The 25788-nt window shown below is 72.0% G+C and carries 22 protein-coding genes, 1 tRNA gene and 1 pseudogene; 9 read left to right on the top strand and 15 right to left on the bottom strand.

The window, feature by feature from the left end; all coding sequences use genetic code 11:
- Positions 1-123: 123 nt before the first annotated feature.
- A complete protein-coding gene (locus QUE47_RS10135) occupies positions 124-2196 on the top strand; it encodes a glycoside hydrolase family 15 protein (protein WP_286217192.1) in 2073 nt (690 codons plus the stop codon).
- Between the two features lie 163 nt (positions 2197-2359).
- Here QUE47_RS10135 and QUE47_RS10130 read toward each other — a convergent pair whose 3' ends face one another.
- Positions 2360-3250: a Bax inhibitor-1/YccA family protein gene (locus QUE47_RS10130; RefSeq protein ID WP_286217191.1), complete on the bottom strand. Its 891-nt coding sequence runs from the start codon at positions 3248-3250 to the stop codon at positions 2360-2362.
- 255 nt (positions 3251-3505) lie between these two features.
- Here QUE47_RS10130 and QUE47_RS10125 point away from each other — a divergent pair, with 255 nt between their 5' ends.
- Positions 3506-4513, top strand: a complete 1008-nt coding sequence (locus QUE47_RS10125; RefSeq protein WP_286217190.1) for an ABC transporter ATP-binding protein — start codon at positions 3506-3508, stop codon at positions 4511-4513.
- The gene (locus QUE47_RS10120) at positions 4510-5364 is read left to right on the top strand and encodes an ABC transporter permease subunit (protein WP_286217189.1); all 855 of its coding nucleotides are present in this window, start codon (positions 4510-4512) and stop codon (positions 5362-5364) included. The genes QUE47_RS10125 and QUE47_RS10120 overlap by 4 nt, the downstream gene beginning before the upstream one ends.
- A 336-nt stretch (positions 5365-5700) precedes the next feature.
- Here QUE47_RS10120 and QUE47_RS10115 read toward each other — a convergent pair whose 3' ends face one another.
- Both QUE47_RS10115 and QUE47_RS16820 read right to left on the bottom strand, forming a co-directional pair.
- Complete coding sequence (locus tag QUE47_RS10115) at positions 5701-8436, bottom strand: efflux RND transporter permease subunit (RefSeq protein WP_350227518.1); 2736 nt, start codon at positions 8434-8436, stop codon at positions 5701-5703.
- Positions 8437-8549: 113 nt separating this feature from the next.
- A pseudogene (locus tag QUE47_RS16820) lies at positions 8550-8990 on the bottom strand (efflux RND transporter permease subunit); the annotation flags it as partial.
- A gap of 120 nt (positions 8991-9110) precedes the next feature.
- Between QUE47_RS16820 and QUE47_RS10110 the strand changes: the two are divergent.
- The 3 genes from QUE47_RS10110 to QUE47_RS10100 are packed head-to-tail and all read left to right on the top strand — an operon-like array spanning position 9111 to position 10914.
- Positions 9111-9656 (top strand): MarR family winged helix-turn-helix transcriptional regulator, encoded by a 546-nt coding sequence (locus QUE47_RS10110; protein WP_286217188.1) that lies wholly within the window; start codon positions 9111-9113, stop codon positions 9654-9656.
- 32 nt (positions 9657-9688) lie between these two features.
- A complete protein-coding gene (locus tag QUE47_RS10105) occupies positions 9689-10429 on the top strand; it encodes a glycoside hydrolase family 3 N-terminal domain-containing protein (RefSeq protein WP_286217187.1) in 741 nt (246 codons plus the stop codon).
- The gene (locus tag QUE47_RS10100) at positions 10330-10914 is read left to right on the top strand and encodes a glycoside hydrolase family 3 N-terminal domain-containing protein (RefSeq protein WP_286219468.1); all 585 of its coding nucleotides are present in this window, start codon (positions 10330-10332) and stop codon (positions 10912-10914) included. Before QUE47_RS10105 ends, QUE47_RS10100 begins: the two co-directional genes overlap by 100 nt.
- Before the next feature lie 21 nt (positions 10915-10935).
- Here the strand turns inward: QUE47_RS10100 and QUE47_RS10095 are convergent, their stop codons facing one another.
- From QUE47_RS10095 to QUE47_RS10060, 8 genes are all read right to left on the bottom strand, one after another.
- Entirely contained in the window at positions 10936-11940 is a 1005-nt protein-coding gene (locus QUE47_RS10095; protein ID WP_286217186.1) for an oxygenase MpaB family protein, read from the bottom strand.
- A 2-nt stretch (positions 11941-11942) separates the two neighbouring features.
- A complete protein-coding gene (locus QUE47_RS10090) occupies positions 11943-12131 on the bottom strand; it encodes a DUF5302 domain-containing protein (protein WP_286217185.1) in 189 nt (62 codons plus the stop codon).
- Between the two features lie 73 nt (positions 12132-12204).
- Positions 12205-13155 (bottom strand): ATP-grasp domain-containing protein, encoded by a 951-nt coding sequence (locus QUE47_RS10085; RefSeq protein ID WP_286217184.1) that lies wholly within the window; start codon positions 13153-13155, stop codon positions 12205-12207.
- 46 nt (positions 13156-13201) lie between these two features.
- A tRNA-Leu gene (locus QUE47_RS10080) sits at positions 13202-13275 on the bottom strand.
- Positions 13276-13368: 93 nt separating this feature from the next.
- Positions 13369-14835, bottom strand: a complete 1467-nt coding sequence (locus QUE47_RS10075) for an NAD(P)/FAD-dependent oxidoreductase (RefSeq protein ID WP_286217183.1) — start codon at positions 14833-14835, stop codon at positions 13369-13371.
- A 219-nt stretch (positions 14836-15054) separates the two neighbouring features.
- Positions 15055-15999, bottom strand: coding sequence for a Ppx/GppA phosphatase family protein (locus QUE47_RS10070; RefSeq protein ID WP_286217182.1), 945 nt, complete (start codon positions 15997-15999; stop codon positions 15055-15057).
- Positions 16000-16031: 32 nt separating this feature from the next.
- Positions 16032-16529: a DUF501 domain-containing protein gene (locus tag QUE47_RS10065; RefSeq protein WP_286217181.1), complete on the bottom strand. Its 498-nt coding sequence runs from the start codon at positions 16527-16529 to the stop codon at positions 16032-16034.
- Positions 16526-17032: an FtsB family cell division protein gene (locus tag QUE47_RS10060; protein WP_286217180.1), complete on the bottom strand. Its 507-nt coding sequence runs from the start codon at positions 17030-17032 to the stop codon at positions 16526-16528. Before QUE47_RS10060 ends, QUE47_RS10065 begins: the two co-directional genes overlap by 4 nt.
- Between QUE47_RS10060 and QUE47_RS10055 the strand changes: the two genes are divergently transcribed.
- The gene (locus tag QUE47_RS10055) at positions 16995-17441 is read left to right on the top strand and encodes a hypothetical protein (RefSeq protein ID WP_286217179.1); all 447 of its coding nucleotides are present in this window, start codon (positions 16995-16997) and stop codon (positions 17439-17441) included. The genes QUE47_RS10060 and QUE47_RS10055 overlap by 38 nt on opposite strands.
- Before the next feature lie 151 nt (positions 17442-17592).
- On the opposite strand, the gene eno is transcribed toward QUE47_RS10055, so the two are convergent.
- Positions 17593-18873 carry a phosphopyruvate hydratase gene (gene eno / locus QUE47_RS10050; protein ID WP_286217178.1) on the bottom strand — a complete coding sequence of 427 codons (1281 nt, stop codon included), beginning with the start codon at positions 18871-18873 and terminating at the stop codon, positions 17593-17595.
- Between the two features lie 118 nt (positions 18874-18991).
- Complete coding sequence (locus QUE47_RS10045) at positions 18992-19810, bottom strand: nucleoside triphosphate pyrophosphohydrolase (protein ID WP_286217177.1); 819 nt, start codon at positions 19808-19810, stop codon at positions 18992-18994.
- A 123-nt stretch (positions 19811-19933) separates the two neighbouring features.
- Between QUE47_RS10045 and QUE47_RS10040 the strand changes: the two genes are divergently transcribed.
- On the top strand, positions 19934-20929 hold the full coding sequence (locus QUE47_RS10040; protein WP_286217176.1) for a sulfite exporter TauE/SafE family protein: 996 nt from the start codon (positions 19934-19936) through the stop codon (positions 20927-20929).
- Here QUE47_RS10040 and QUE47_RS10035 read toward each other — a convergent pair.
- Entirely contained in the window at positions 20860-21312 is a 453-nt protein-coding gene (locus tag QUE47_RS10035; RefSeq protein ID WP_286217175.1) for an FAD synthase family protein, read from the bottom strand. The two genes, QUE47_RS10040 and QUE47_RS10035, sit on opposite strands and share 70 nt — an antisense overlap.
- A 168-nt stretch (positions 21313-21480) precedes the next feature.
- On the opposite strand from QUE47_RS10035, the gene QUE47_RS10030 reads away from it, so the two are divergent.
- A complete protein-coding gene (locus tag QUE47_RS10030; protein WP_286217174.1) occupies positions 21481-22050 on the top strand; it encodes an arsenate-mycothiol transferase ArsC in 570 nt (189 codons plus the stop codon).
- Positions 22051-22083: 33 nt separating this feature from the next.
- Here QUE47_RS10030 and mfd read toward each other — a convergent pair whose 3' ends face one another.
- Positions 22084-25782, bottom strand: coding sequence for a transcription-repair coupling factor (mfd, locus tag QUE47_RS10025; protein ID WP_286217173.1), 3699 nt, complete (start codon positions 25780-25782; stop codon positions 22084-22086).
- Between the last annotated feature and the right edge of the window lie 6 nt (positions 25783-25788).

Genomic DNA, 25788 nt, shown 5'->3' with positions numbered 1-25788 from the left:
CGGGGAGGGGGAAACGGTCAGAACCCAGCCTACGGGCGCCGTCCGACGTTACAACCCTGTGAATTCCCCGGCTCGCGGCCGGAAGCGCTGGCAATCGCCAGTCCTCGGGCGCACGCTGAGGGCATGACGCCCGAGGACACGAGCACGACCGACACCAGGCAGCACACCGGCCCGCCGACCCCGGAGCGGGTGGCGGCCGACGGCCCGCTCGGCCTCGTGGGGCACCAACCACGGCTGACCCGGCCGGGGTCGGCCGACGGACCGGGCGCCGACGCCGTGGGGGCCGACGGGTTCGGCCCGACCGTGGGCGAGGGGCGCAGCACGTTCCCCTCGATCGCCGAGTACGCGTTCCTGTCGGACTGCGAGACGAACGCGCTGATCGCCCCCAGCGGCTCCGTCGAGTGGATGTGCGTCCCACGGCCCGACTCCCCCAGCATCTTCTCCGCGATCCTCGACCGAGGAGCAGGCATGTTCCGCGTGGGCCCCTACGGCGTCCGGGTGCCGGTGGCGCGCCGCTACCTGCCCGGGACGCTGATCCTCGAGACCACCTGGCAGACGTCGACGGGCTGGCTCCAGGTCCGCGACGCCATGGTCATGGGCCCTTGGCACAACGTCGACGAGCGCTCGCAGACCCACCGGCGCACGCCCACCGACGACGACGCCGAGCATGTCCTGCTGCGCACCATCAAGTGCGTCAGCGGCACGGTCGACCTGGAGGCGGTCTGCGAGCCGATGCCCGACTACGGGGGGCGCGAGGGCGAGTGGGAGTACGAGGACGAGGGCTACTCGGCGGTCGTCTCGCGCAGCACCGACGCCCGCAACCCGGACCTGCGCATCCGCGGCAGCCTCCGGCTCGGCATCGAGGGGCGCCGTGCGCACGGCCGCACCCGCATGACCAAGGGCGACTCCCACTTCGTCGCCCTGTCGTGGTCGCCGCTGCCGGCGCCGCACTCGTGGCGCGAGGCCGCCGACGCGATGTGGCGCACCGAGCAGTTCTGGCGCGACTGGATCACCCAGGGGTCGTTCCCCGACCACCCCTGGCGCAACTATCTGCAGCGCAGCGCCCTGACGCTCAAGGGCCTGACCTACGCCCCGACGGGCGCACTGCTGGCCGCCGCGACGACCTCGCTGCCCGAGACGCCCGGCGGTGAGCGGAACTGGGACTACAGGTACGCGTGGATCCGCGACTCGACGTTCGCCCTCTGGGGGCTGTACACGCTCGGCCTGGACCGCGAGGCCAACGACTTCTTCGCGTTCATCCACGACGCCTGCCGCGACAACAAGGAGCTGCAGATCATGTACGGGGTGGGCGGCGAGGAGACGCTCGAGGAGTTCGAGCTGCCCCACCTGACCGGGTACGAGGGCGCCCGGCCGGTCCGCGTCGGGAACGCGGCCTACGACCAGCGCCAGCACGACGTGTGGGGCGCCGTCCTCGACTCGGTCTACCTCCACGCCAAGTCGCGGGAGCAGCTCCCCGAGTCGCTGTGGCCGATCCTCAAGAAGCAGGTCGAGGAGGCGGCGAAGCACTGGCACCTGCCCGACCGCGGCATCTGGGAGGTCCGCGGCGACATGCAGCACTTCGTGTCCAGCAAGCTCATGTGCTGGGTCGCGATGGACCGCGGGGCCCGGCTCGCCCGCATGTACGACGAGCACGACTTCGCGGAGCAGTGGCAGAAGCTCGCGGACGAGATCCACGCCGACATCTGCGACAAGGGCACGGACGACCGCGGTGTGTTCGTGCAGCGCTACGGGTCGGACGCGCTCGACGCGTCCCTGCTGCTCGTGCCGCTCCTGCGGTTCCTGCCGCCGGAGGACCCGCGCGTGCGGGCCACGGTCCTCGCGATCGCGGACGAGCTCACCGAGGACGGCCTCGTGCTGCGGTACCGCGTCGACGAGACGGACGACGGGCTGTCGGGCGAGGAGGGCACCTTCACGATCTGCTCGTTCTGGCTCGTGTCGGCGCTGGTCGAGATCGGTGAGCTCGACCGGGCCCGACGGCTCTGCGAGCGCCTGCTGTCGTTCGCGAGCTCCCTGGACCTCTATGCCGAGGAGATCGACCCGCAGTCCGGCCGGCACCTCGGGAACTTCCCGCAGGCGTTCACGCACCTGGCGCTCATCAACGCCGTGATGCACGTGATCCGCGCCGAGGAGGGGCTGGCCGACGGAAACTACTTCGAGGCGGCCCACGTCGGTTGAGCCGCTGAACCATTGAACCGCTGAGCGACCGGCCGCAGGCCGGGGCGGCCACGAGCGCGGGCACGGACGACAGCAGCCCGCCCCCGGGGTCCCCGGGGGCGGGCTGCTGCGTGTCGCGTCGTTCAGGTGGCGGGGCGTCGGACGGCGTCCGTCGCCCCGCGTGTCAGTCTCGACCCTGCAGGATCGCGAAGAGACGCAGGAACTCGAGGTAGAGCCAGATCAGCGTGACCATGAGGCCGAAGGCCGCGGACCAGGCGAACTTTGCCGGGACGCCGTTCTCGACGCCGCGCTTGATCGCGTCGAAGTCGACGATCAACGACATGGCCGCGAGGCTGACCGCGAAGAGGCTCACGACGATGCCGAGGCCGCCGCTGCGCATGCCCCACCCGTCCATGACGCCGAACATCACGAGCAGCATGTTCACGAGCGAGAAGGCGAGGTAGCCGACCATCCCGATGATCAGGAAGCGCGTGAACTTGGGCGTGACGCGGATCTTGCCGGAGCGGAAGAGGAACAGCGAGGCACCGAAGGTGCAGAGCGTGGCGAGGACCGCCATCGGCACGACACCGGTGAGGTCGTTGCCGCTCACCGTGATCGCGGAGTAGTACTGCGAGATCCCGCCGAGGAACACGCCCTGCGCGAGCGTGTACAGCGTGATGAGGAGCGGGCTCGGCTGCTTCTTGAACGCGTTGACGAGGCCGAGGACCAGGCCGACGACGGCGCCGAGCATCCAGATCGGCGACTCGACGGGCGTGAGGGCCCAGGTCGCACCGGCCACCACGACGAGGAGGGCGAGCAGGCCGCCCGTCTTGATGATGACGTCGTCGTAGGTCATGCGGCGCGTGTCGGCCGTGGTGGCGGCGGGCGCGTCGTACATGCCCTGCAGCTGGGCCGCGTCGGCGGACGCCGCACCGGCGGTCCCGTAGGCCGCGGCCCCCGAGGGCGTGCCGTACGACGGTGCGCCGCCGGCGCGTGCCCTGGTCGCGGTCCCGCCGCGCTTCGGGGCGTTCGGGTCTCCGAACACCGGGCTGTTGTTGAACACCGGGTTGGTCATCAGGTCCTCCTGGTCGCGCGCCCCCGCCTGCACCTGTCTGGTGCCTGCGGCCGTGGGGCGTCTGCTGGCCTCTTCGGTCCATCCTATGCAACGCGGCTCCCGCCAGGAACCTTCCTGCGTGAACGAATCGTGTTGGTGATGCGAAGTACCTGGCCGCCGGCCGTGGACGTGGCTGACGGACGGCGCCCGGCACCATAGGCTCGACGGTGCACCGGACAGCACCGACCCCACCTGCCGACGCCGAGGAGCGCACCGATGATCGAGGCCAAGGGCCTGTCCAAGAGATACGGGACCAAGGTCGCCGTCGACGACGTCAACTTCACGGTGGCTCCGGGCAAGGTGACCGGGTTCCTCGGTCCCAACGGCGCCGGGAAGTCCACGACGATGCGGATGATCATGGCGCTCAACACGCCGTCCGCGGGCTCCGTCACCGTCAACGGCAAGCCCTACGCGAAGCACCGCGCGCCCCTCGGCGAGGTCGGCGCGCTGCTCGAGGCGAAGGCGATCCACCCCGGCCGCTCCGCCTACAACCACCTGCGCGCGCTGGCGGCGACCCACCGCATCCCGAAGGCGCGCGTGGACCAGGTCATCGCCATGACCGGCCTGGAGAGCGTCGCGAAGAAGCGCGCGGGCGGCTTCTCCCTCGGCATGGGCCAGCGCCTCGGCATCGCGACCGCGCTCCTGGGCGACCCCAAGACCCTGATCCTCGACGAGCCCGTCAACGGCCTCGACCCGGACGGCGTCCTCTGGGTGCGCAACCTCGCGAAGTTCCTCGCCTCCGAGGGGCGCACCGTCTTCCTCTCCAGCCACCTCATGAGCGAGGTCGCCCTCACGGCCGACCACGTGATCGTCATCGGCAAGGGGAAGATCCTCGCGGACGCCCCGGTGAGCGACTTCATCGCCGGCCAGTCGGAGCGCACCGTCCTGGTCCGGACCCCGGACGGCGGCCGGCTGGCCGAGCTGGTCCGCGCGGGCGGGGCGACGGTCACCTCGTCGGACGACGGCGCGCTGCGGGTCTCCGGCATGGACGCACCCCAGATCGGCGACCTCGCCGCGGCCGAGCGGGTCGCGCTGCACGAGCTCACGCCGCAGTCGTCGACGCTCGAGGAGGCGTACATGGCGCTGACCGCCGACTCCGTCGAGTACCAGACCGGCGACGGCAGGCCGGGCGAGCCCCCGCAGGCCGCGCCGTCACCGCCACCGGGACCCGAGAGCCCCGCGACGGCGACCGCGACCGAGACCGACGAAGGGAGCGCCCGATGAGCGCCGATCTCGCCTCCCGCACCTCCCACCGCGACGAGAGCACCTCGAGGCAGCACCTGACGTTCGGTGGCGCCGTGTCGTCCGAGTGGATCAAGCTCCGCACCCTGCGCTCCACCTGGTGGGTGGCCGCGGGCACGGTCGTCCTGCTCGTGCTGATCGCGCTCCTGTCGTCGTGGACCTTCTCGTCGTTCGCCGACGACCCCGAGTTCGCGGCGCAGACCGGGGGTGGCATGTTCGACTCGCTCGAGCTGGTCACCAGCGGCGTCAGCTTCGGCCAGCTCGTGCTCGCCGTGCTCGGGGTCCTGGTGATCACCAACGAGTTCTCGAGCGGCATGATCCGCTCGACGTTCGCCGCCGACCCGGGTCGCTCCGCGACGGTCTGGGCGAAGGCGCTCGTGCTCGCGCTCGTCTCGGTGGTCGTCGCCGCCGTCGGCATCGCGCTCTCCTACGCCGTCGCCTACCCGTTCCTCGCGAACGCCGACATGGCGCCCGACCTCGGCGGCGACGACTCGTGGCGGATCCTCGGCGGCGCCGTCGTCTTCCTCGTCCTCACAGCGCTCATGGCGCTCGGCATCGGGACGCTCCTGCGGTCCACGGCCGGGGCGATCTTCACCATCGTCGCGCTCAACTTCGTCGCCCCGCCGATCCTCGGGCTGATCAACAACGACATCGTGGAGACGATCAACAAGTTCCTGCCGGCGAATGCCGGGCAGGCCTTCATGACGACCTCCGACCTGGCCTCGGGCGGCATCGATCTCCTCGAGCCCGCCCAGGGACTCCTCGTGGCGATCGCCTGGGCCGTCGTCCCGCTGGTCGCCGCGAACGTCGTGATCAAGGCTCGGGACGCCTGAGCGGCGCCTGATCCGAGCCGGCACGGACCCGGTACGAGCCCGGTACGAGCCCGGCAGGATGCCCGGCACGAGCAGCGGCGGGAGCGCTACGGCGTTCCCGCCGCCGCTGTGTGCGCTCGGTGACCGCCAGACGGCGCGTGAAGGGCTCCGACAGGCGGTGAAAGAACCCCGGGACCTCGCACACCGCACCAGCGGCGACCGGCGACCGGCCGGTCAGCGATCGGACGCCGAGCAGGCCCTGTCGGTCAGCGAGCCGACGCCGAGCGGGCCGTCAGGCCCCGCTCGGCACCTCCGAGCAGGCTGTCAGGCCCCGTTCGGCCCCTCCGACCGGGGTCGTCAGGCCCCGCTCGACCCCTCCGACGCCAGGTGCGCCGGCTCGCGCGCCGCACGCGCGCCCGACGGCTGCTCATCCCGCTGCTCTGACCGCTCCGCCTGCTGCGCCCGCTTCGCGGCGCGTCGCTCCGCGCGCTTCTCGGTCCGCCGCTCGATGAGCGTGTAGAGGACCGGGACGACGATCAGCGTCAGCAGGGTCGAGCTGATGAGCCCGCCGATGACCACGAGCGCGAGCGGCTGGGAGATGAACGACCCGCCCCCGGTGATGCCGAACGCCATCGGGGTGAGCGCGAAGATCGTGGCCAGCGCCGTCATGACGATCGGCCGCAGGCGCTTGCGCGAGCCCTCGGCGACCGCGTCGGCGAGCGTCCTCCCCTGCTCGCGGTACTGGTTGATGAGGTCGATGAGCACGATCGCGTTGGACACGACGATGCCGACCAGCATCAGCATGCCGATGAGCGCCGGGACACCCAGCGGCGTCGACGTCGCGAGCAACAGGAGCAGCGCACCCGTCGCGGCGAACGGGATCGAGACGAGCAGGATCACCGGCTGGATCAGGCTGCGGAACGTCGCGACCATCACGACGTACACGATGGCGATCGCAGCGAGGAGCGCGAGGCCGAGGTCGCCGAACGCGTCGGCCTGCTCCGCGGCGACGCCGCCCACCTCGACCGAGGCGCCGGGCGGCAGGTCGAGGTCGGCGACCACGGTGTCGATCTCGGCGGTCAGCACGCTCAGGTCCTGACCGGACGGCGTGACCGAGACGGTCGCCGACCGCGCCCCGTCGACCCGGGTGATCGACGTCGGCACGTCGACCTCCGCGACGTCGGCGACGGCGTCGAGCGGCACGGGCCCGGCGGCCGTCGGGATCATCACGGCCTCGAGGTCCGCGACGGTCTGCGGCACGTCACCGGCCAGGACCGTGACGGACACGGGGCCGTCGCCGAGGTCCACGTCACCGATCGACCGCGGCGACATGGTGCTCGAGACGATGCCGGAGACCTGGGTCTCGGTGAGCCCGGCCTCGGCGGCCGCGTCCCGGTCGACCGTCACCTGGAGCGTCGACTGGGCGCTGGCGACGTTGTTCTCCACCTTGGCAGCGTGCTCGACGTCCTCGGCGGCCTCCTGCACCTGCGCGGCGGCCTCGTCGAGGGTGTCCCCGTCGGCGCTGGTGACGACGAGGTCGACGGTCGAGCTGCCGAATCCCTGCTGGCCGGCGGCGACCGTGATGTCCACCGTGCGGTCCCCGCCGACGGATCCGTTCCCGCTGCCGTCACCGACCGCGTCGCTGACGGCGTCCTCGACCTCGACGCCGTCCGCGTCCTCGTCGAGCGTGAGCGCGAACGAGGCGGTCGGGGTCGAGCCGCCGCCGAAGAACGCCGCCTCGGGTCCGCCTGCGCTGCCGACCGTGGTCTGGACGGTGGCGACGCCGTCCACGTCGGCGAGCACGTCCTCGATCTCCCGCGCGCCGGCGTCCTGCGCCTCGAGGGAGGTCCCGGAAGCGAACTCCTGGGTGACCGTGATCGTGTCCTGCCCGGAGTCACCGATGAAGTTGGTCTCGAGGCGCGGCACGAGAGCGAGGGTCCCCGCGAGCACGACGAACGCGACCGAGAGCGTGATCACCGGGTGCCGCAGCGCGGACATCAGCGTGGGCATGTACGCCCGCTGCCAGAGGCCGCGACGCTCCTTGGCCTCGGCCTCTGCGCGCTGCCGCTCGGCGACCTCCGGGTCCTCGGCCACGTGCGGGGAGCGGACGAACCAGTAGGCGAGGACGGGGACGATCGTCAGCGCGACGAACAACGACGCGAGGAGCGCGATCGTGATCGTCATCGCGAACGGCTGGAACAGCTCACCGACGGACCCGCCCACGAACGCGATCGGGAGGAACACGGCGACCGTGCAGATGGTCGACGACGTGATGGCGCCGCCCACCTCCTTGACCGCCCCGAGGATCGCGTGCCGCTTCTCCTCCCCGTAGGAGAGGTGCCGCTTGATGTTCTCGATGACGACGATCGAGTCGTCGACCACGCGGCCGATCGCGATGGTCATCGCGCCGAGCGTGAGGATGTTCAGCGTGTAGCCGCTGAAGTCCATGACGAGGAAGGTGACGAAGAGGGACAGCGGGATCGACACCGCCGAGACGAGCGTCGACCGCAGCGACATGAGGAACAGCAGGATGATCAGCACGGCGAACAGCAGGCCGAGACCGCCCTCGGTCGCGAGCCCCTCGATCGACTCCTCGATGAACGGCGCCTGGTCGAAGACGACCTCGGCGCGGACCCCTGCGGCGTCGAGCGCCTCCTGCTGCTCGTCGATGACCTCCTGCACGGCGTGCGACACGTCGACCGTGTTCCCGGCCGGCGTCTTGGTGACCGCGATCGCGAGCGCGTCCTCGCCGTCGAGACGGGAGTAGGACGTCGCCGCCTCGGCGTCCGCCTCGACGGTCGCGACGTCCGAGAGCGGGACGACGTCGCCGGTCGCCGTCGTGAGCGGGAGGGCGGCGAGCTCGTCCACCGAGGTGACGGGGGTCCCGACCTGGACGGAGAGGGTCGTCTCGCCCTCGGTGATGGTCCCCGCGGGCAGCCGGACGCCGTTGTCCTCGAGCACCGAGGTGACGTCGGTCGGCGTGAGCCCCGCAGCGGTGAGCGCCGCGAGATCGAGATCGATCGTGACGGCCTGGTCGGCGACGCCGCTGACCGTGACCCCGCGCACGTCGTCCACCTTCTCGATGGCCGGCACGAGGACCGTGTCGACCGTGTTCGCGAGGTCGTCCGCGTCCTCACCCCCGAGGCGGCGAGCTGGATCACCGGGAGGTCGTCGATGGATCCGGTGACGACGGTCGGTTCCACGTCCTCGGGCAGACGCCCCTGTGCCTTCGTGACCGCCGTCTGGAGCTGCTGCGCCGCCAGGTCCATGTCGGTGCCGTACGCGAACTCCACCGAGGTCACGGACATGCTCGTCGACGCCGTCGACGTCACCGACTCGACGCCGTCCACGCCCTTCGCGGCCTCCTCGACCGGCTGGGTGACCTGCGCCTCGACGATCTCGGGGGACGCGCCGGGATACACCCCGACGACCGCGGCCTGCGGGATCGAGATGGACGGGATGAGCTCCTGCTTCAACGAGCCGAGGCTCATGAAGCCGAACACGGCCACGGCGACCGTGACGAGCGCCACGACGGCGCGGTTGGCGAGCGAGAGTCGAGCGAGGCGGTCCACGGGTTCTCCGTCGGTCGTCAGTCGTGGGTGCGGATCGAGCAGGGCCCGAGGCGCGGTACGTGTGCACGGCGGCATCGGCGCGACGTCGTTAGCGTAGACCGAACAAGTCTGCCGACCAAGGTCGCTGGTCGTGGCGCCGCGCACACCTTGTGCACGACGCTGCGGTCCGGATGACCGCTCGGCTACGCTCACGCTGTGACGACATCCGAGACCGAGCAGCGAGCCGAGCTCGCCGCACAGCTGCACGAGACCCAGGAGGCGCTCGGCGACCTCTTGGTCGGCCGCAGGCTGGAGTCCCTCGTCGCGACCCATCTCACGGCCCAGCAGCTCCGCGCGATCGCGATCCTCCTCCTGGACGGGGAGATCAGCGCGCACGAGCTCGCGCAGGCGCTCGGGGTCTCGGCCGCCACGGTGTCCGGGATCCTCGACCGGCTCGAGGCGGCCGGCATGGCCGAGCGCCGGCCCGACGCACGCGACGGACGGGTCCGTCGCGTCGTGGCCACCGAGCAGGGGGTCGCCGCGGTCCGCGGCATCGTCGCGGACGACCAGGCCGTCGACGCAGAGCTCGTCGCCGACCTCACCCTCGACGAGCTCCGGACCTTGAACGACGGGTTCGGGGCCCTGCTGCGCGTCACCAGCGCTCGCGTCGCCCAGGAGCGCAGCGGCCGCGACGCGCGCAGGGACGCAGGCACGGACGCGAGCACGGTCGCGAGCACCCGCGGCACCACCGCCGGGGCCTGACCCGACGCACGACGCCCGGTAGCGTGGTCCCGATGAGCACACCCGACCGGACCCGGCACCGCCGCAGCGGCGCAGCGATGCTCACCGTCCTGCTCCTCGCCGCGACGACCGCCTGCTCCGGGGCCGGCGACGGCGAACCGGCGGGCAGCGCGGCGCCGTCCGACCCGGCGACCGTCTCGCCGACTGCATCACCGAGCGCGTCCGCGACGAGGACGCCCACCACGACCCCCGCCCCCGGCAGCGACCTGTCGCTCGAGCAGAAGGTCGGGCAGGTCCTCATGGTCGGCGTCCAGACGGACGCGCCGAGCGACCTGAGCTATGCCGCGGTCCGTGACCACCACGTCGGGAACGTGTTCCTCGCGGGCAGGTCCGACGCCGGTGTCGACGCGGTCGCCGATCTCGTCGGGACCTTCACCGACCTCGTGGGCGACGACTCGACCGGTGGGGTCCCGCTCTACGTCGCGACGGACCAGGAGGGCGGCGCCGTCCAGGTGCTGCGGGGCGACGGCTTCTCGACCATCCCCTCCGCGGTCGATCAGGCCGCCGGCACTCCCGCAGAGCTGGAGAGCGACGCCACGACGTGGGGCGCCGAGCTCTCGGCCGCCGGCATCAACCTGAACCTCGCTCCGGTCATGGACGTCGTCCCCGAGGGCACGGCGAAGGACAACCCCCGATCGGCTACTTCGGGCGCCAGTACGGCTCGACGGCCGAGGACGTCGCCGCGTACGCGAACGCGTTCTCCGCCGGGATGGAGGCGAGCGGCGTCGACGTGACCATCAAGCACTTCCCCGGACTCGGCCTCGTGGACAAGAACACCGACACGTCGAGCGGCGTGAGCGACGACTCCACGGACGCCGGCTCGCCGTCGGTCGAGGCGTTCCGGTCCGGGATCGACGCGGGGGCGGCCGTGGTGATGATGGCGACCGCAGACTACGAGCTGCTCGACCCCGGGGTGCCCGCCGCGTTCTCCGAGCCCGTCGTGACCGGCCTGCTGCGCGACGACCTGGGGTTCGACGGCGTGATCATGACCGACGACCTCTCGGCAGCGGCCCAGGTCCAGGACGTCGACCCCGGTGACCGCGCCGTGCGCGCCGTCGACGCCGGGTGCGACCTCGTGCTCGCGTCCGCCTCGCCCGAGATCATCGGTCCGATGGCGGACGCGCTCCTCGCGCGGGCCGCTGACGACGCCGACTTCGCCGCGAAGATCGACGCGGCCGCGGCCCGGGTCGTCGCGGCCAAGAGCCGCCTCGCGGGCTGATCCGTCACACAGGCTGACCCGTCACGCAGGGGTCGGCGCGGTCTCCACGGTCCCGGACTTCGTGGGAGCGAGCGCCCAGCGGATCGCCTTCGTCGCCGCATGCCCGCCCGCCCGGGCCGTCGCTGTGTCACCACGACCGCTCCCCCGCGGGTACCACGGTGTGGGCGTCGCACGCCTCGCCCACGAGGGCAACGACGCGAGGGCCGCACGCCCGAGCAACGAGTACGCGCCCTTGGCGACCCACGGCAGGGGCGGTTCCGAGATCAGGTACCGCGCGACGTCCTCCGACTCGCGGGTCGCACGCAGCTCGGGGCCGAACTCCGTGAAGGCGCGGCGCAGCGCGACCCGGTCGTGCGGGACGTCCACGGCGCCGAGACGCTCGGCGACCGTCGCCACCTGCGCCAGGTACTCGTCGCAGCCCGCCCCGTCGAGGGGGCGTCGGCCGTAGAGCTGGTGCGCCGTGAGGAAGCTGTCGGCCTCGGCGATGTGCACCCAGCGCAGCAACCACGGGTCGTCGGCCGCGTACGGGCGCCCGACGGGAGCGACGCCCTTCATCCGCACGTGGACCGCCCGCACGATGTCGATCGCCTGCTGGGCGTCGGCGCTCGTCGCGAAGGTCGTCGTCGCGAGGAACGTGCTCGTGCGGGCGAGGCGACCCCACGGGTCGGTCCGGTACCCGCTGTGCTCGGCGACCGCGGCCATCGCCAGCGGATGGAGCGCCTGCAGCAGCAGGGCGCGGAACCCGCCGACGAACATCGACGCGTCGTCGTGCACCCGACGGATCGCGGCCCCGGGCGGGAAGTCCCGTGGGCCGGGCGTCCCGTGGATGCGCGCGCGCTGCTCCGGTCCGTCCTCACCCGCGACCCGGGCGAACAGCGCCTCGCCCGCGGCGCCACGCAGCCGCTCGAGCGGGCCGGAGCGGGGCGGGGCGTCGCCGGTCTGGCCGCCGCCGGCCTCCGGGCGAGCGGTCTCGGAGCCACCGACCTCGGTGGCGACCGTCTGCGGGCGAGGACGAGGACCGACCATGCTCAACCGGACTTGCGGCGGAACGTGCGCTGCACCGGGCCCGCGGTCTCGGACCCGTGGACCTGACCGGTGTTGCGCTCACCCTCGGCGGTGGGGTGCGCACCCGCGTTCTTGCGGTCGAGCGCCGCGCGGAACTTCGCCTTCGCATCCTCGCTGACGCTGGTCGGCGGTGACTTCTCGGCCTCGGTCATGACGGCTCCCTGGTCGGACGACGACGCACCGGCTGGTGACGCGCGTCCCGTGAGCCTCCCGCATCGCGGACCCTCACGCCACAGGAATTCCGGTCGCGCCGGTCTCCCGGGTCCGCGCGAGGATGGCCGCGGCGTACCGGCTCGCGGCACCCGTCGGGTCCCCCTGGTCGTCGGCCAGGAACAGCGCGGGCTCGAACACCTCGGCCTCGATCAGCACGGGACCCAGATCGACGTCGTCGACCACGTCGAGCCGCGCGTACAGCGGCGTGCCGAACCGGACCGCGATCTCGCGGAGGGCCGCCTCGGCGACCTCGCGGAGCCCCGCGGTCGGCTCGACCCGCACGGGGTTCTCCGTGTAGGTGCCGCCGGCGAAGCCTCCGCCGCGCGCGAGGATCGCCCCCTTGCCGACCGTGTGCGAGTAGCGACCGTCGAAGTAGAAGAGCGCGCGTTCGTCGCCCGCGGTGAGCGAGGCGACCTCGGGCTGGACCATCACCTGCTTGCCCGCATCCAGGATGTCCGCGGCGAGCCTGCCCGCCGCGGGGTCGGTCGCGAGGAAGAGCCCCGTCAGCTCGGCGCCCGCCGAGACGGTGGGCTTGACGACGACGGACCCGTCACGCGCCGCGAACAGCGCGTCCTGGACCTCGCCGGGCGACGCGCAGTACGCGGTCGGGATGACGGGCACACCGGCGGCCTCGAGCTCGACGAGGTAGCGCTTGTCCATGTTCCAACGGATCAGGTCGGGGCCGTTGAGCACCGGCACCTGCTGGGCGGCGGACGACAGCCACGTGTCGAAGGCGCAGACCTTGCCCGCGTAGTCCCAGGGCGACCGCACGACGAGGAGGTCGACGGTCGACGGGTCGAACGCGGTGGTCGTCCACTCGATCTCCACGGCCTCGACGCCGAGCTCGGCGAGCGCTGCGCGCAGCGGCACGGTGTCGTGGTCGTGCGGGCCGTAGACGTCCCGGTCGGCGACGACGAGCCCCACGCGTGGGGGCCTGGACCCGGTTCCGGTCGTGCTGCCCATCGATGCCACCCTCCGTCGGAACCGCGCCCGCGGCGCGCGGGACGCGTGCCCCCACTGGGACTCGAACCCAGACTGCGCCGATTTTAAGTCGGCTGCCTCTGCCGATTGGGCTATGGGGGCCACCGGTGACACTACCGGCGGGACCCCGGACCGCTCGCGCACGCGACGCCGTCCGGCGCCTCGTTGCGACCGCGAGCGGCCTGGCTGCTCCGGTCAGGCAGGACCGGGCTTGCCGACCGTCTCGCCGCGCTGCTCGTCCTTCTTCTCCGCGTCGACCTGCTTCTTGGGCGGGAGCGACGCGTGGCGGAACTCCGCGCGGGGGTCGTGGATCGAGCCGAGGGACACGAGCTCACGGTGCAGCACGAACTGGTCGAACCAGCCCATGAAGATGCGCAGCTTGCGGTTGAAGGTCGGCATCGCGCCACCGTGGTACGTGCGGTGCACGGCCCAGGCGGCGAAGCCGCGGAACTTGAAGTGCCCGAACAGCTCGGCGACGCCCTTGTAGAGGCCCAGGGAGGCGACGGTACCGACGCTCTTGTGCTTGTACTCCTTGAGCTCGCCGCCCTGGAGCTCGGCGGCGAGGTTGTCGCCCAGCAGCCACGCCTCGCGGATCGCGTGCTGCGCGTTGGGCGGGCAGAAGCTGCCGGGGTTGACGAGGTCCGGGACCGCGGCGCAGTCGCCCGCTCCCCACGCGTCCGGGACGACCACTCCGTCGCGGGCGACCTGGAGCGTCGGCAGGACCGTGAGCCGACCCATCTTGTCGACCGGCAGGTCGGACTCCCCGATGACCGGGTTGGCCTTGACGCCAGCCGTCCACACGAGGGTCTCGGTGTCGAACTCGACGCCCGTCGAGGTGACGACGTGCCCGTCGACGCAGGAGCTGAGGAACGTGCTCAGGTGGAACTCGATGCCGCGGCGCTTGAGCTCCTCGAGGGCGTACTCGGCCATCGGCAGGCTCAGCTCGGGCAGGATCCGGTCCGCGCCCTCGATCATCACGAAGCGCAGGTCGTCGGGCGTGATCGAGTCGTAGCGCTTGATCGCGTCCATCGCCATGTCCTCGATCTCGGCGATCGCCTCGATGCCGGCGAACCCGCCGCCGACGAAGGTGAACGTGAGCATCTTGCGGCGCAGCTCGACGTCCCAGGTCGAGGAGGCCACGTCGAGGCGGTTGATGACGTGGTTGCGGACCGCGACGGCCTCCTCCACGTTCTTGAACCCGATCGCCTGCTCGGCGAGGCCCGGGATCGGCAGCGTGCGCGAGACCGATCCGAGACCGACCACGAGCTGGTCGTAGGAGATCTCGTAGGGCTCGCCCTGCTGCGGCGTGATCTCGATCCGCTTGTCGGCGTGGTCGATGCTCGTCGCTCGGCCCTGCAGGACGTCGACGCCCTTGAGCGCCTGGCGCAGCGGTGCGACGACGTTGCGCCCGTCGATCGAGCCTGCCGCGACCTCAGGCAGGAACGGGGCGTAGGTCATGTACGGGCGCGGGTCCACGACCACGATCGCCACCTCGCGCTTGCCCATGCGTCGGCGCAGGCGGCGCGCCGAGTACAGGCCGATGGTGCCGCCGCCGAGGACGACGATGCGCGGGATCTTGCGGGGGCGCGGCTCGTGGGCTTCGGCGGTGTCGACGGCAGAGGCCTGGGCGTGGTCGACCGCGGTCAGATCGTCGTTGGGCATGCCATCAGGTTAGGACCGACTTCCGTGACACGGAACTGGTCGTGATCGAGCCGTGATCCACGAAGCCTCGGTCGATCGCCGGCCGGACGAGCACACCGGAGGTCGCTCATCGCCCTCGCCCACGGCCTGACCTGCGACGATGCACCTCGGCGCCGGGCAGGCAGGGGCGCAGCGCGACCTGGCGCCGCGTCATCTCGTGTGACGAAGGTGACCCCGCAACTATCCGATCGAGAGCGCGATGCCGTCGAGGATGTCGTGCTCGCTCGTGACGACCGTGGCGAGAGAGCCGCCACCCGCGGTGACGTCGTCGCGCACGCGGCGCACGACCTCCGACCACACGAGCGCCCCCGCGGCGATCACGTCGACCCGACCCGGGTGCATGAACCCGAGGCCCGCGCGCTCCGCACGGCTCATGCCCACCAGGTCGTCGCAGGCGGCCAGCACCTGCTCGACGGTCAGCTCGGCGCCGTTGATGACATCGCGGTCGTAGGCGGGCAGGCCGAGGGCGTGCGCCGTCACGGTCGTGACAGTCCCGGCGAGCCCCACGAGGGTCGAGGCGCGGCCCAGGTCGACCACGCTCGACGCCTCGTCCAGCGCGGCCCGCACGTCCGCGCGAGCGGCCGCCACCTCGTCGGCGGTCGGCGGGTCGCAGTGCAGGTGGCGCTCGCTCATCCGCACGCACCCGACGTCCATGGACCGCGCGGCATCAGGGACGGCGTCACCCAGCACCAGCTCCGTCGACCCGCCACCGAGGTCCACGACCACGTAGGGCGCCTCGTGCCGGGCGGCCACGACCGTCGCGCCACGGAAGGAGAGCGCGGCCTCCTCGTCGCCGCTCACGACCTCCGGCCCGACCCCGAGGATCGACGTCACGCCGTCGACGAACTCCTGCCGGTTGCGGGCGTCCCGGGTGGCCGACGTCGCGACGAACCGGACACGCTCCGCGCCCAGGTCGCGGATGATCCCCGCGTAGCGACGCGTCGCATCCAGGGTCCGGGACAGCGCCTCGGGCGCCAGGACACCGGTCCGGTCCACGCCCTGGCCGAGGCGCACGACCTCCATGCGCCGGTCGAGGTCGACGAGGGTCCCGTCGTCCGCGACGTCTGCGACGAGGAGCCGGATCGAGTTGGTGCCGCAGTCGATGGCGGCGACGCGAGTCGTCATGCGTACAGGGTGCCAGGAGCGACCGACGTGCGTCAGCAGGTGCAGCGCGCCGGGTCCCAGAGACCCAGGTCACGCATCCGCCGCAGCGCGTCGTCGCCCATCGGGTTGACTCCCGGGCCGGCCGCGAGCGCGTGCGCGGTGACCACGTGGATGCACTTGACGCGCGTCGGCATGCCGCCGGCGGAGATCCCGTCGATCTCGTCGACGTGCCCCAGGGACTCGCGCTCGGCGAGGTAGTGCTCGTGGGCGCGCTGGTAGGCGGCGGCGACCTCGGCGTCCTCCGCGATCTGCGCCGTCATCTCCTTCATCACGCCGTTCGCCTCGAGGGTCGAGCAGGCGGCGACGACCGGCGGCCCGGTCAGGTAGAACGTCGTCGGGAACGGGGTCCCGTCGTCGAGCCTCGGCGCCGTCCGCACGACGAGCGGGCGACCGCAGCGGCACCGCGCCGCGATCCCCACGACGCCTCGCGGCGTCCTGCCGAGCTGTTCCGCGAGGACCGCCAGGTCCTCGCTCGTCACCGTCTCGCTCACGGCGTCCCTCCGTCGTCGGTCGTGCCCGGGTCGTCGCCGGTCGTGTCGTCGGTCGTGCCCGTCGACCCGTCCGAGTCATCGCCGGTCGTGTCGTCCGCGGGCGTGCCGCCGGTCGCGTCGTCCGCGCTGCCCTCCTGGCCGGCGATCTTCACGGAGTGCCACAGCGCCGAGTACCAGGGCAGCCCTGCGGCGCTCGGGTCCACGAGGCCGGGACCGACCTCCTCCCCCGTGTCCGGGTTGAGCCGCTCGCCAGCCGTGCCGGGGTCAAGCACGCGGTACGCGGTCTCCCCGGGCATCACGAAGCTGAGGCGGTCGCGCGCCTGCGCGATCACGTAGGAGCGGTCGTCCCACCGGTCGAGCTCGACCTGCAGCGAGTCCCGCTGCTCCTTCGCCGCGGCCAGGTCGCGCTGGACCTCACGGAGCTCGCCGGCCTGGTTCACGTACGCGCGCAACGTCGGCAGCAGCATGGCGATCGCGACGAGGACGACCACGAACATCACCATCGAACGGATCGTGAACCGCTCCGGGAGCATCGCGCCGAGCCGACCGACCCGGCGCCCGGACCGGGGGCTCGCGGCGGCCGCGCTGGGCGTGCCGCGCGGCGGCGTCGCGGTGCGTGGCGTCTTCGACGTCGGCTTCGTCTTCGGCGTCGAGCCCGACGTGCTCTTCGCCGGTCGCGGCGGCGCCGCGGGCGGCGGTACGGCGCGGGTCGCCCCGGTCCGTGGCGCAGCGGACCGGTGCCCGCTCGATCGCCCGGACGCGGCCCGGCCCGTGGACGTCGAGGACCTGCCGGTAGGCCGCGCGGAGCTTCCGGGCGCGGTCGGACGGCGGCTGGCAGGCATGGCCAGATCTTCTCACCTGCGGCGCCGCTCGCCGCAGGACACACGCGGGCTGTGGACCGAACCGCGGTGACGGTCGCCACCCCCGGTCGCGCTCGGGATTGCGCGAGCCGGTCCCGGACGCACAGGAGCCGGGCCCGTGCACCGCCCCGAGGAGCACCGCACGGACCCGACTCCCGGGTCCCGCAGGTCGGATGCCGACCCGCGATCAGGCTGCGGTCAGGTCAGCCCTTGAAGCGCGGGAACGACGACGCGCCCGCGTACACCGCGGCGTCGTCGAGGGCTTCCTCGATGCGCAGCAGCTGGTTGTACTTGGCGATGCGCTCGCCGCGGGCGGGCGCACCGGTCTTGATCTGGCCCGCGTTGGTGGCGACCGCGAGGTCGGCGATCGTCGTGTCCTCGGTCTCGCCCGAGCGGTGCGACGTCATCGAGGTGAAGCCGTTGCGGTGCGCGAGGTTGACCGCGTCGAGCGTCTCGGTGACGGTACCGATCTGGTTGAGCTTGACGAGGAGCGAGTTGGCGGCCTTCTCGTCGATGCCGCGCTGCAGGCGCTCCGGGTTGGTGACGAAGAGGTCGTCACCGACGATCTGCACCTTGTCGCCGACGTCCGCGACGAGCTGCGACCAGCCGGCCCACTCGTCCTCGGACAGCGGGTCCTCGATGGAGACCAGCGGGTAGTCGTTCACGAGCGCCTCGTAGTAGGCGACCATCTCGTCGTTCGTCTTGGCGGCACCCTCGAACTGGTAGGCACCGTCCTTGAAGAACTCGGTGGCGGCGACGTCGAGCGCGAGCGCGACGTCCTTGCCCGGCGTGAAGCCGGCCTTCTCGATGGCGACGAGGATCAGGTCGAGCGCTGCGCGGTTCGACTCGAGGTTCGGCGCGAAGCCGCCCTCGTCGCCGAGGCCCGTCGCGAGGCCCTTCGACTTCAGCACCGACTTGAGGGAGTGGTAGACCTCGGCGCCCGTGCGGTACGCCTCCTTGAAGCTGGTCGCACCGATCGGCGCGATCATGAACTCCTGGATGTCGACGTTGGAGTCGGCGTGCGACCCACCGTTGAGGATGTTCATCATCGGGACGGGGAGCAGGTGCGCGCCCGCGCCGCCGACGTAGCGGAACAGGTCCAGGCCGGCCGACTGCGAGGCGGCCTTCGCGACGGCGATCGAGACACCGAGGATCGCGTTGGCGCCGAGCTTGCCCTTGTTGGGGGTCCCGTCGAGCTCGATCATGGCGGCGTCGACGAGGCGCTGGTCCTCGGCCTCGTAGCCGATGATCTCCGGGGAGATCTCGTCGATGACGGCGTTGACCGCACCCTCGACGCCCTTGCCCAGGTAACGGCCCTTGTCGCCGTCACGACGCTCGACGGCCTCGAACGCGCCGGTCGACGCGCCGGACGGGACGCCCGCACGCGCGAACGTGCCGTCGTCCAGGACGACCTCTACCTCGACGGTGGGGTTTCCGCGGGAGTCGAGGATCTCGCGTGCTCCGACGGCTTCGATGCTAGCCACAGATGCTCCTTCAAAGGATGGGATGGGCTTACGGATTCAGGGTAGTCCCGTGACCGTCGGAGCGCCGCCGACGTCCGCATCGCGGCCCGGGACGGACCACTTCTGACATTGCCGCAGGTCAATCCTGTCCGTCCTGGAGGAAATGCTCGCGGTCTCCCGGCACCTGCTCCGCCGCGCGGATCTGGGCCTCGACCGCGTCGACGGTCGCGCGCAGGGCGCCCTCCGCGTCCACACCGTCCGCGGCCGCTCTCCCGACCAGGGCGAGCAGCTCGGAGCCGTAGTCGTGCGGCCCGTGCGACCCGTGCTGCCCGCCGCCGTCCTGCCCGTCCGGGAGGTCGCCGGCGCGCCCGGCCGAAGGGCCGCCGTCCGGCACCAGAGGGGTCACGAGGTCGACGGGGATACCCGACCGCCCTGCCCGCCCGAGGACCTTCTGCGCCCGAGCGAGCGCGCCCTGGGCGCGCGGGATCCCGTCGAGGACGCTCTCCCGCTGCTTCTCCGCCTGCTTGACCGCGTCCCACTGGCGGTGCAGGTCGGTCACGACCGCGTCCTCGAAGACGTGCGGGTGCCGCCGCCGCAGCTTCGCCGCGAGGTCGGCGGCGACGTCGTCCACGGTGAACGGGTCGTCCGGGTGGTCGGCGGCGATCCGGGCGTGGAACAGGACCTGGAGCAGGACGTCGCCGAGCTCCTCGCGCACGTCGGCGCGGGTGCCGGCCTCGATCGCCTCGGCCAGCTCGTACGACTCCTCGAGGAGGTAGCGGACGAGCGACTCGTGCGTCTGCTCCGCGTCCCACGGGCAGCCGCCCGGGGAGTAGAGCCGGTCCATCACGGCGACGACGTCGCGCAGCGGGTCCGCCTCGGCAGTCGTCCGGTCCGGCTCGCGCGCCCCAGTCCCGGGGCCGCCGGTGTCGGACGGCGTGGCCTCGCCTCGGTCGATCATCGCGCCATCGTAGGCGGCCCCCGTTACATAGTCCCGAGCGCCGGGACCGGGGTTCCCCGGTCCCGGCGGCCTGGGTAACTTCAGGATCACCCGGGCCCTGCCGGGCCGGAACCGGAGGTGCCCATGGACGTCGGCATGATCGCCGTGTCGTTCTTCATCGGTATCGTCGTCGGGCTCACGGGCATGGGCGGTGGCGCGCTCATGACGCCGGTCCTCGTCCTGTTCTTCAACGTCCCGCCCCTGACGGCCGTCTCGAGCGACCTGCTCGCGAGCGCCGTGATGAAGCCGGTCGGCTCCCTGGTCCACCTCCGACGGCGCACGGTGAACCTCGACATCGTCAAGTGGCTCTGCATCGGCTCGATCCCCACCGCGTTCAGCGGCGTCCTGCTCATGCGGGCGCTCGGCGACGGCGAGGAGCTCGAAGCGATGATCCGCACCGCCCTCGGGATCGCGCTGCTCATCACGCTGACCGGGCTGTTCGTCCGGGCGTACATCTCGCTGCGCGAGCGGGCACGCCTGCGCGACGACCCGGCGTCCGCCACCGTCGCCCCCGCCGGCCCGATCCTCGCCCGGCCGCTGCCGACGATCCTGATCGGCGCCATCGGCGGGCTGATCGTCGGGATGACCTCGGTCGGCTCGGGCTCGATCATCATCATCGGCCTCATGGCCCTGTACCCGGCCCTCAAGGCCGGTCAGCTCGTCGGGACCGACCTCGTCCAGGCGGTGCCGCTCGTCGCGGCGGCCGCGCTCGGGCACATGTTCTTCGGCGACCTCGACCTCGGCCTCACGATCCCGCTGCTCATCGGGTCGGTCCCCGGCGCCTGGATCGGCGCACAGCTCTCGTCACGGGTGGCGGACGGCGTGGTGCGGCGGGCGTTGGCCGTCGTCCTCCTCGCGTCGTCGCTCAAGATGCTCGGCGTCGACAACCTCACGACCGTCGTTCTGCTCGTCGGGTCGGTGATCGTGGGGCCGCTCGTGTGGATGGTCGTGCGGCGGGCGCACGGGTTCCCGGCGACGGCGAGGGCCGGGCGGCGGGCGGAGCGAGCGGCTCAGGCCTCGAGCGCCTCGGAGTCGTCGACCACGCCGCTCTCCAGCAACGACAGCGCGCGACGCAGCTGAGTGCTCGACGTGTGCATCGTGTACGGGAAGTAGACGACCTCGACGCCCACGGCGGCGAGGCGGGCTTCGAGAGCCTCGCCCTTGGGCGTGCCGCGCCAGTCGTCACCCTTGAAGAAGCGGTCGAAGGGGCGCTCCTGCCACGTCAGCAGCTTGTCGGGCTGCGTCTCGATGTACACCTCGTCGACGAACCCGATGTGCCGCACGATCTCCGCGCGCTCGACCACCGGGATGATCGGCCGCCGGCCCTTCGCGAGCTCGAGCATGTCGTCGTCGACGACGCCCGCGACCAGGTAGTCGCAGCGCTCGCGCGCGTGGCGCAGGATGTTGAGGTGGCCCACGTGGAAGAGGTCCCACGCGCCGGGCGCATAGCCGACGACCGTCACGGATCTCCTCTCATCGGGCGACGTCCTTGCAACCCGATCAACACTAGAAGGCGCGGCTCGCCCTGAGAACGGTCGGGCGGGGTGAAATCCTGCGAGCTGCCCGTCCTCGAGCGGTCGCGCGCCTGCGATACTGTCCCGAGACCCGATCGACGAAGGAGCAGCCCACGCGTGCCTGTGTCGATCCTTGCCGTCTGTACGGGGAACATCTGCCGCTCCCCCGCCCTCGAGCGCCTGCTCCGTCGTGACCTCGGGCCCGCCGTGCGGGTCGTCAGCGCCGGCACCCAGGCCCGTGCGACGTCACCGATCGACGGACCCATGGTCGCCCTCCTCGATGCGGACGGCCTGCCCACGGCCCGGTTCTCGGCCCGACAGCTCAACGAGTCATCGATCACGAACGCCGACCTGATCCTCACGGCGACGGCGGCGCACCGCAGCGCCGTCGTCCGGCTGGTCCCCGCCGCGGTGCGACGGACCTTCACGCTCCTGGAGCTGGCGATGCTCGTGAGCACCATCGACCCGGTCGAGCTGCCGCACGACATCAGCGTGCGGATCGCCGCACTGCCGGCCGCCGCGAGCGCCCAGCGGTCGAAGCACCTCGGACGACACGAGCTCGACATCCCCGACCCGTACGGCCGGCGCCCTCGCACCTACCGCAAGGTCTACGAGCAGATCAGGACGGCCGAGGCGGAGATCGCGCGGGTGCTCGTCCACGAGCCGGCGCACCGCGAGTCCGACTAGAGCCCGCTCAGCCGCAGCGGCACCCGCGGCCGATCAGCGTCGCGAGCTGACGGCGGCGGCGTCGCCGACCTTCCCCAGCACGATCGCGTCGATCCACTGACGCGCCCACACGAGGATCTCCGCGCCCCGCAGCGGCCGCCCACCGAGCCGCGCGGTCATCGGGAACGGCACGAGCACCGACCGGATCGCGGGCTTCTGGATCGTGCCGGGGTACAGGCGCTTGAGCCGCAGCTCGGCCGACTCGAGCAGGTCGACCGGCCCGAACCGGATGTGCTTGCCCTGCGCGGTGACGTCCGCGAGCCCGGCGGCGCGCGCGTGGTTGCGGAAGCTCGCCACGTCGAACAGCGCCTGGACCGTCTCCGGCGGCGCGCCGTAGCGGTCCGTGAGCTCGGCGCGGACCTCGGCGAGCGCGGGCTCGTCCTGCGCGGTGGCGATCTTCTTGTACGCCTCGAGCCGGAGCCGCTCGTGCGCGATGTACTTCTCGGGGATGTGCGCGTCGACGGGCAGCTCGATGCTGATCTCGGGCTGCTCGTCCTCGGCGTCACCGCGGAACGACGCGACGGCCTCCCCCACCATCCGCACGTACAGGTCGAACCCGACGCCGGCGATGTGCCCCGACTGCTCGCCCCCGAGCAGGTTGCCCGCCCCGCGGATCTCGAGGTCCTTCATCGCGATCTGCATGCCGGCACCGAGGTCCGTGTGCGCAGCCATGGTCGCGAGCCGGTCGTGGGCCGTCTCGGTCATCGGCTTCTCCGGCGGGTACAGGAAGTACGCGTAGGCACGCTCGCGGCCACGCCCGACGCGACCGCGGAGCTGGTGGAGCTGTGAGAGCCCGAGCTGGTCGGACCGCTCGAGGATCAGGGTGTTCGCGTTGGAGATGTCGAGGCCGGTCTCGATGATCGTCGTGCAGACGAGGACGTCGAGCTCCTTCTCCCAGAAAGCGCGGATCACCTGGTCGAGCTGGTGCTCGTTCATCTTCCCGTGGGCGACGCCGACGCGCGCCTCGGGCACGAGCTGGGCGAGCTTGCCCGCGGCCCGCTCGATGGACTCGACCTTGTTGTGGACGTAGAAGACCTGGCCTTCGCGCAGCAGCTCGCGGCGCAGCGCGGCGGCGATCTGCTTCTCCTCGTAGGCGCCCACGTACGTGAGCACGGGGTGCCGTTCCTCCGGTGGCGTCGCGAGCGTCGACATCTCGCGGATCCCGGTGACGGCCATCTCGAGCGTGCGCGGGATCGGCGTCGCGCTCATCGCGAGCACGTCGACGTTGGTCCGCAGCTGCTTGAGCGTCTCCTTGTGCTCGACCCCGAATCGCTGCTCCTCGTCGATGATGACGAGGCCGAGGTCCTTGAACTTCACCGACCCGGTGATGATCCGGTGCGTGCCGATGACGACGTCCACCGACCCGTCCTTGAGGCCGGCGATCGTGGCCTCGGACTCCTTGGCCGTCTGGAACCGGGACAGCGAGCGCACGTTGACCGGGAACCCGCTGTACCGCTCGGCGAACGTGTCGTGGTGCTGCTGGACGAGCAGCGTCGTGGGGACGAGCACGGCGACCTGCTTGCCGTCCTGCACCGCTTTGAACGCCGCGCGGATCGCGATCTCCGTCTTGCCGTAGCCGACGTCGCCGCAGACGAGACGGTCCATCGGGACCGTCTTCTCCATGTCGGCCTTGACCTCGTCGATCGTCGCGAGCTGGTCGGGTGTCTCGATGTGCTCGAACGCGTCCTCGAGCTCGCGCTGCCACGGGGTGTCCGGGCCGAAGGCGTGCCCCTCGGTCGCCATGCGCGCCGAGTAGAGCCGGATCAGCTCGCTCGCGATCTCCTTGACGTGCTTGCGGGCGCGAGACTTGGTCTTCTGCCAGTCGGAGCCGCCCATCTTGTTGAGCGACGGCGACTCCCCGCCGGTGTACTTGGTGACCTGGTCGAGCTGGTCGGTCGGCACGAACAGCCGGTCCCCCGGCTGACCACGCTTGCTGCTGGCGTACTCGATGACGAGGTACTCGCGCGTCGCCGCGTTGCCGCCCGCGCCGAACGACCGCTGGATCAGCTCGATGAAGCGCCCGACGCCGTGCTGCTCGTGGACCACGAAGTCGTTGGGCTTGAGCGCCAGCGGGTCGACGACGTTGCGCCGCCGCGACGGCATCTTCCGCATGTCCTTGGTGCTGGTCCCCTGCCGCCCGGTGAGGTCGCTCTCGGAGAACACCGCGAGCCGCAGGTCGGGCAGCACGTAGCCGGGTCCGACCCGCGCCGGGGTGACGAGGACGACGCCGCCCTCGGGCTCGGCGTCCAGGTGCGGCACGAGCCGCGCCGCCGTGTCCTCCGACGACAGCTGCTCGACCATCCGCTGGGCCGGGCCGCTCCCCTCGGTCGTGAGGACGAGCCGCCAGCCGTCGCGCTGGAGCGCGCGCACGTCGGCGATCGCCCGCGCCACGTCACCCCGGTAGGACTCGACCTCGCGCGCAGCGATGGTGAGGGTGGTTGCCCCGCCCTCGTCCACTCCGCTGTTGCCGGTGTCGGACGACGTCCCTGCACCCGGGCGCTCGGGTGACCCTGCGCCGTCCGCCCCCTCGGGGAGCGCGTCGAGGTCCGGGTCGTCGAGACCGAAGGCGCTGAGGGTCCACCAGCCGAGGCCGCGGCGCGCGGCGACGTCGCGGCAGTCGGCGAAGGTGTGGAACGACGCTGCGGACAGGTCGATCGGGGTCGACCCGCCGGCGGCCGCGCCGGTCCACGCCGCCGCCAGGAACTCCTGGGTCGTGGCGACGAGGTCGTGGGCGCGTCGACGGACCTTCTCGGGCTCGTCGAGGACGACGAGGGCGTCGTCCGGCACGAGGTCCAGGACGGGGACCATCCGGTCGACCAGCATCGGGGCGAGGGACTCCATGCCCTCGACCGCGATCCCGGCGCCGAGCTTGTCGAGCATCTCGACCGCGCCCGGGAGCTGGTCGACGAGCGCGCTCGCGCGGTCGCGGACGGCGTCGGTGAGCAAGATCTCCCGGCACGGTGGCGCCCACAGGCCGTGCTCGGCCACCTCGAGCGAGCGCTGGTCGGCGACCGAGAACCAACGGACCTCGCTGACCTCGTCGCCCCAGAACTCGATCCGCAGCGGGTGGTCCTCGGTGGGCGGGAACACGTCGAGGATCCCGCCGCGCACCGCGTACTCGCCGCGGCGCTCCACCATGTCCACGCGGCTGTACGCCGCGGCCGTCAGGGCGTCGCCCACCTCGGTCAGGTCCGCCGCGTCGCCCACGTGGAGCTCGACGGGGACCAGCTCGCCCAGACCGTCGACGACCGGCTGGAGCAGGGCCCGGGCAGGCATGATCAGGATCCGGACGGCGCCCGTCGGGCCGCCGTCCGGCGTCGGGTGCGCGAGACGACGGAAGACGGCGATGCGCTTGGCGACCGTGTCGCTACGGGGCGAGAGACGCTCGTGCGGGAGGGTCTCCCAGCTCGGGAGGACCGCGACGTCGTCGTGCCGCTCGTCCGGGAGATACGCGCGGACGTTCGCGGCGAGCTCGTCGGCCTCGCGGCCCGTGGCGGTGACGACGACGAGGGGGCGGCCGGTCGTGCCTCCCGCACGTGCACCCGACAGCGCACCGGACATCGCGGCGAGCAAGGGCGGGCGGATCCCGGCCGGACCGACGACGTCCACCTCGCCGCGCAGCCGGACGCGCTCGACGGCGGCGCTCGCGGCCTCGTCGGCGAGAAGGGCAGGCAGAAGCCCGGTGAGATTCATGGCTGT

Origin of the sequence: Paraoerskovia sediminicola, assembly GCF_030296575.1 — a bacterium.
Classification (GTDB): Bacteria; Actinomycetota; Actinomycetes; order Actinomycetales; family Cellulomonadaceae; genus Paraoerskovia; species Paraoerskovia sediminicola.
The sequence above is the reverse complement of the archived record's forward strand: the minus strand, read 5'-3'. Positions and strand labels throughout refer to the sequence as shown.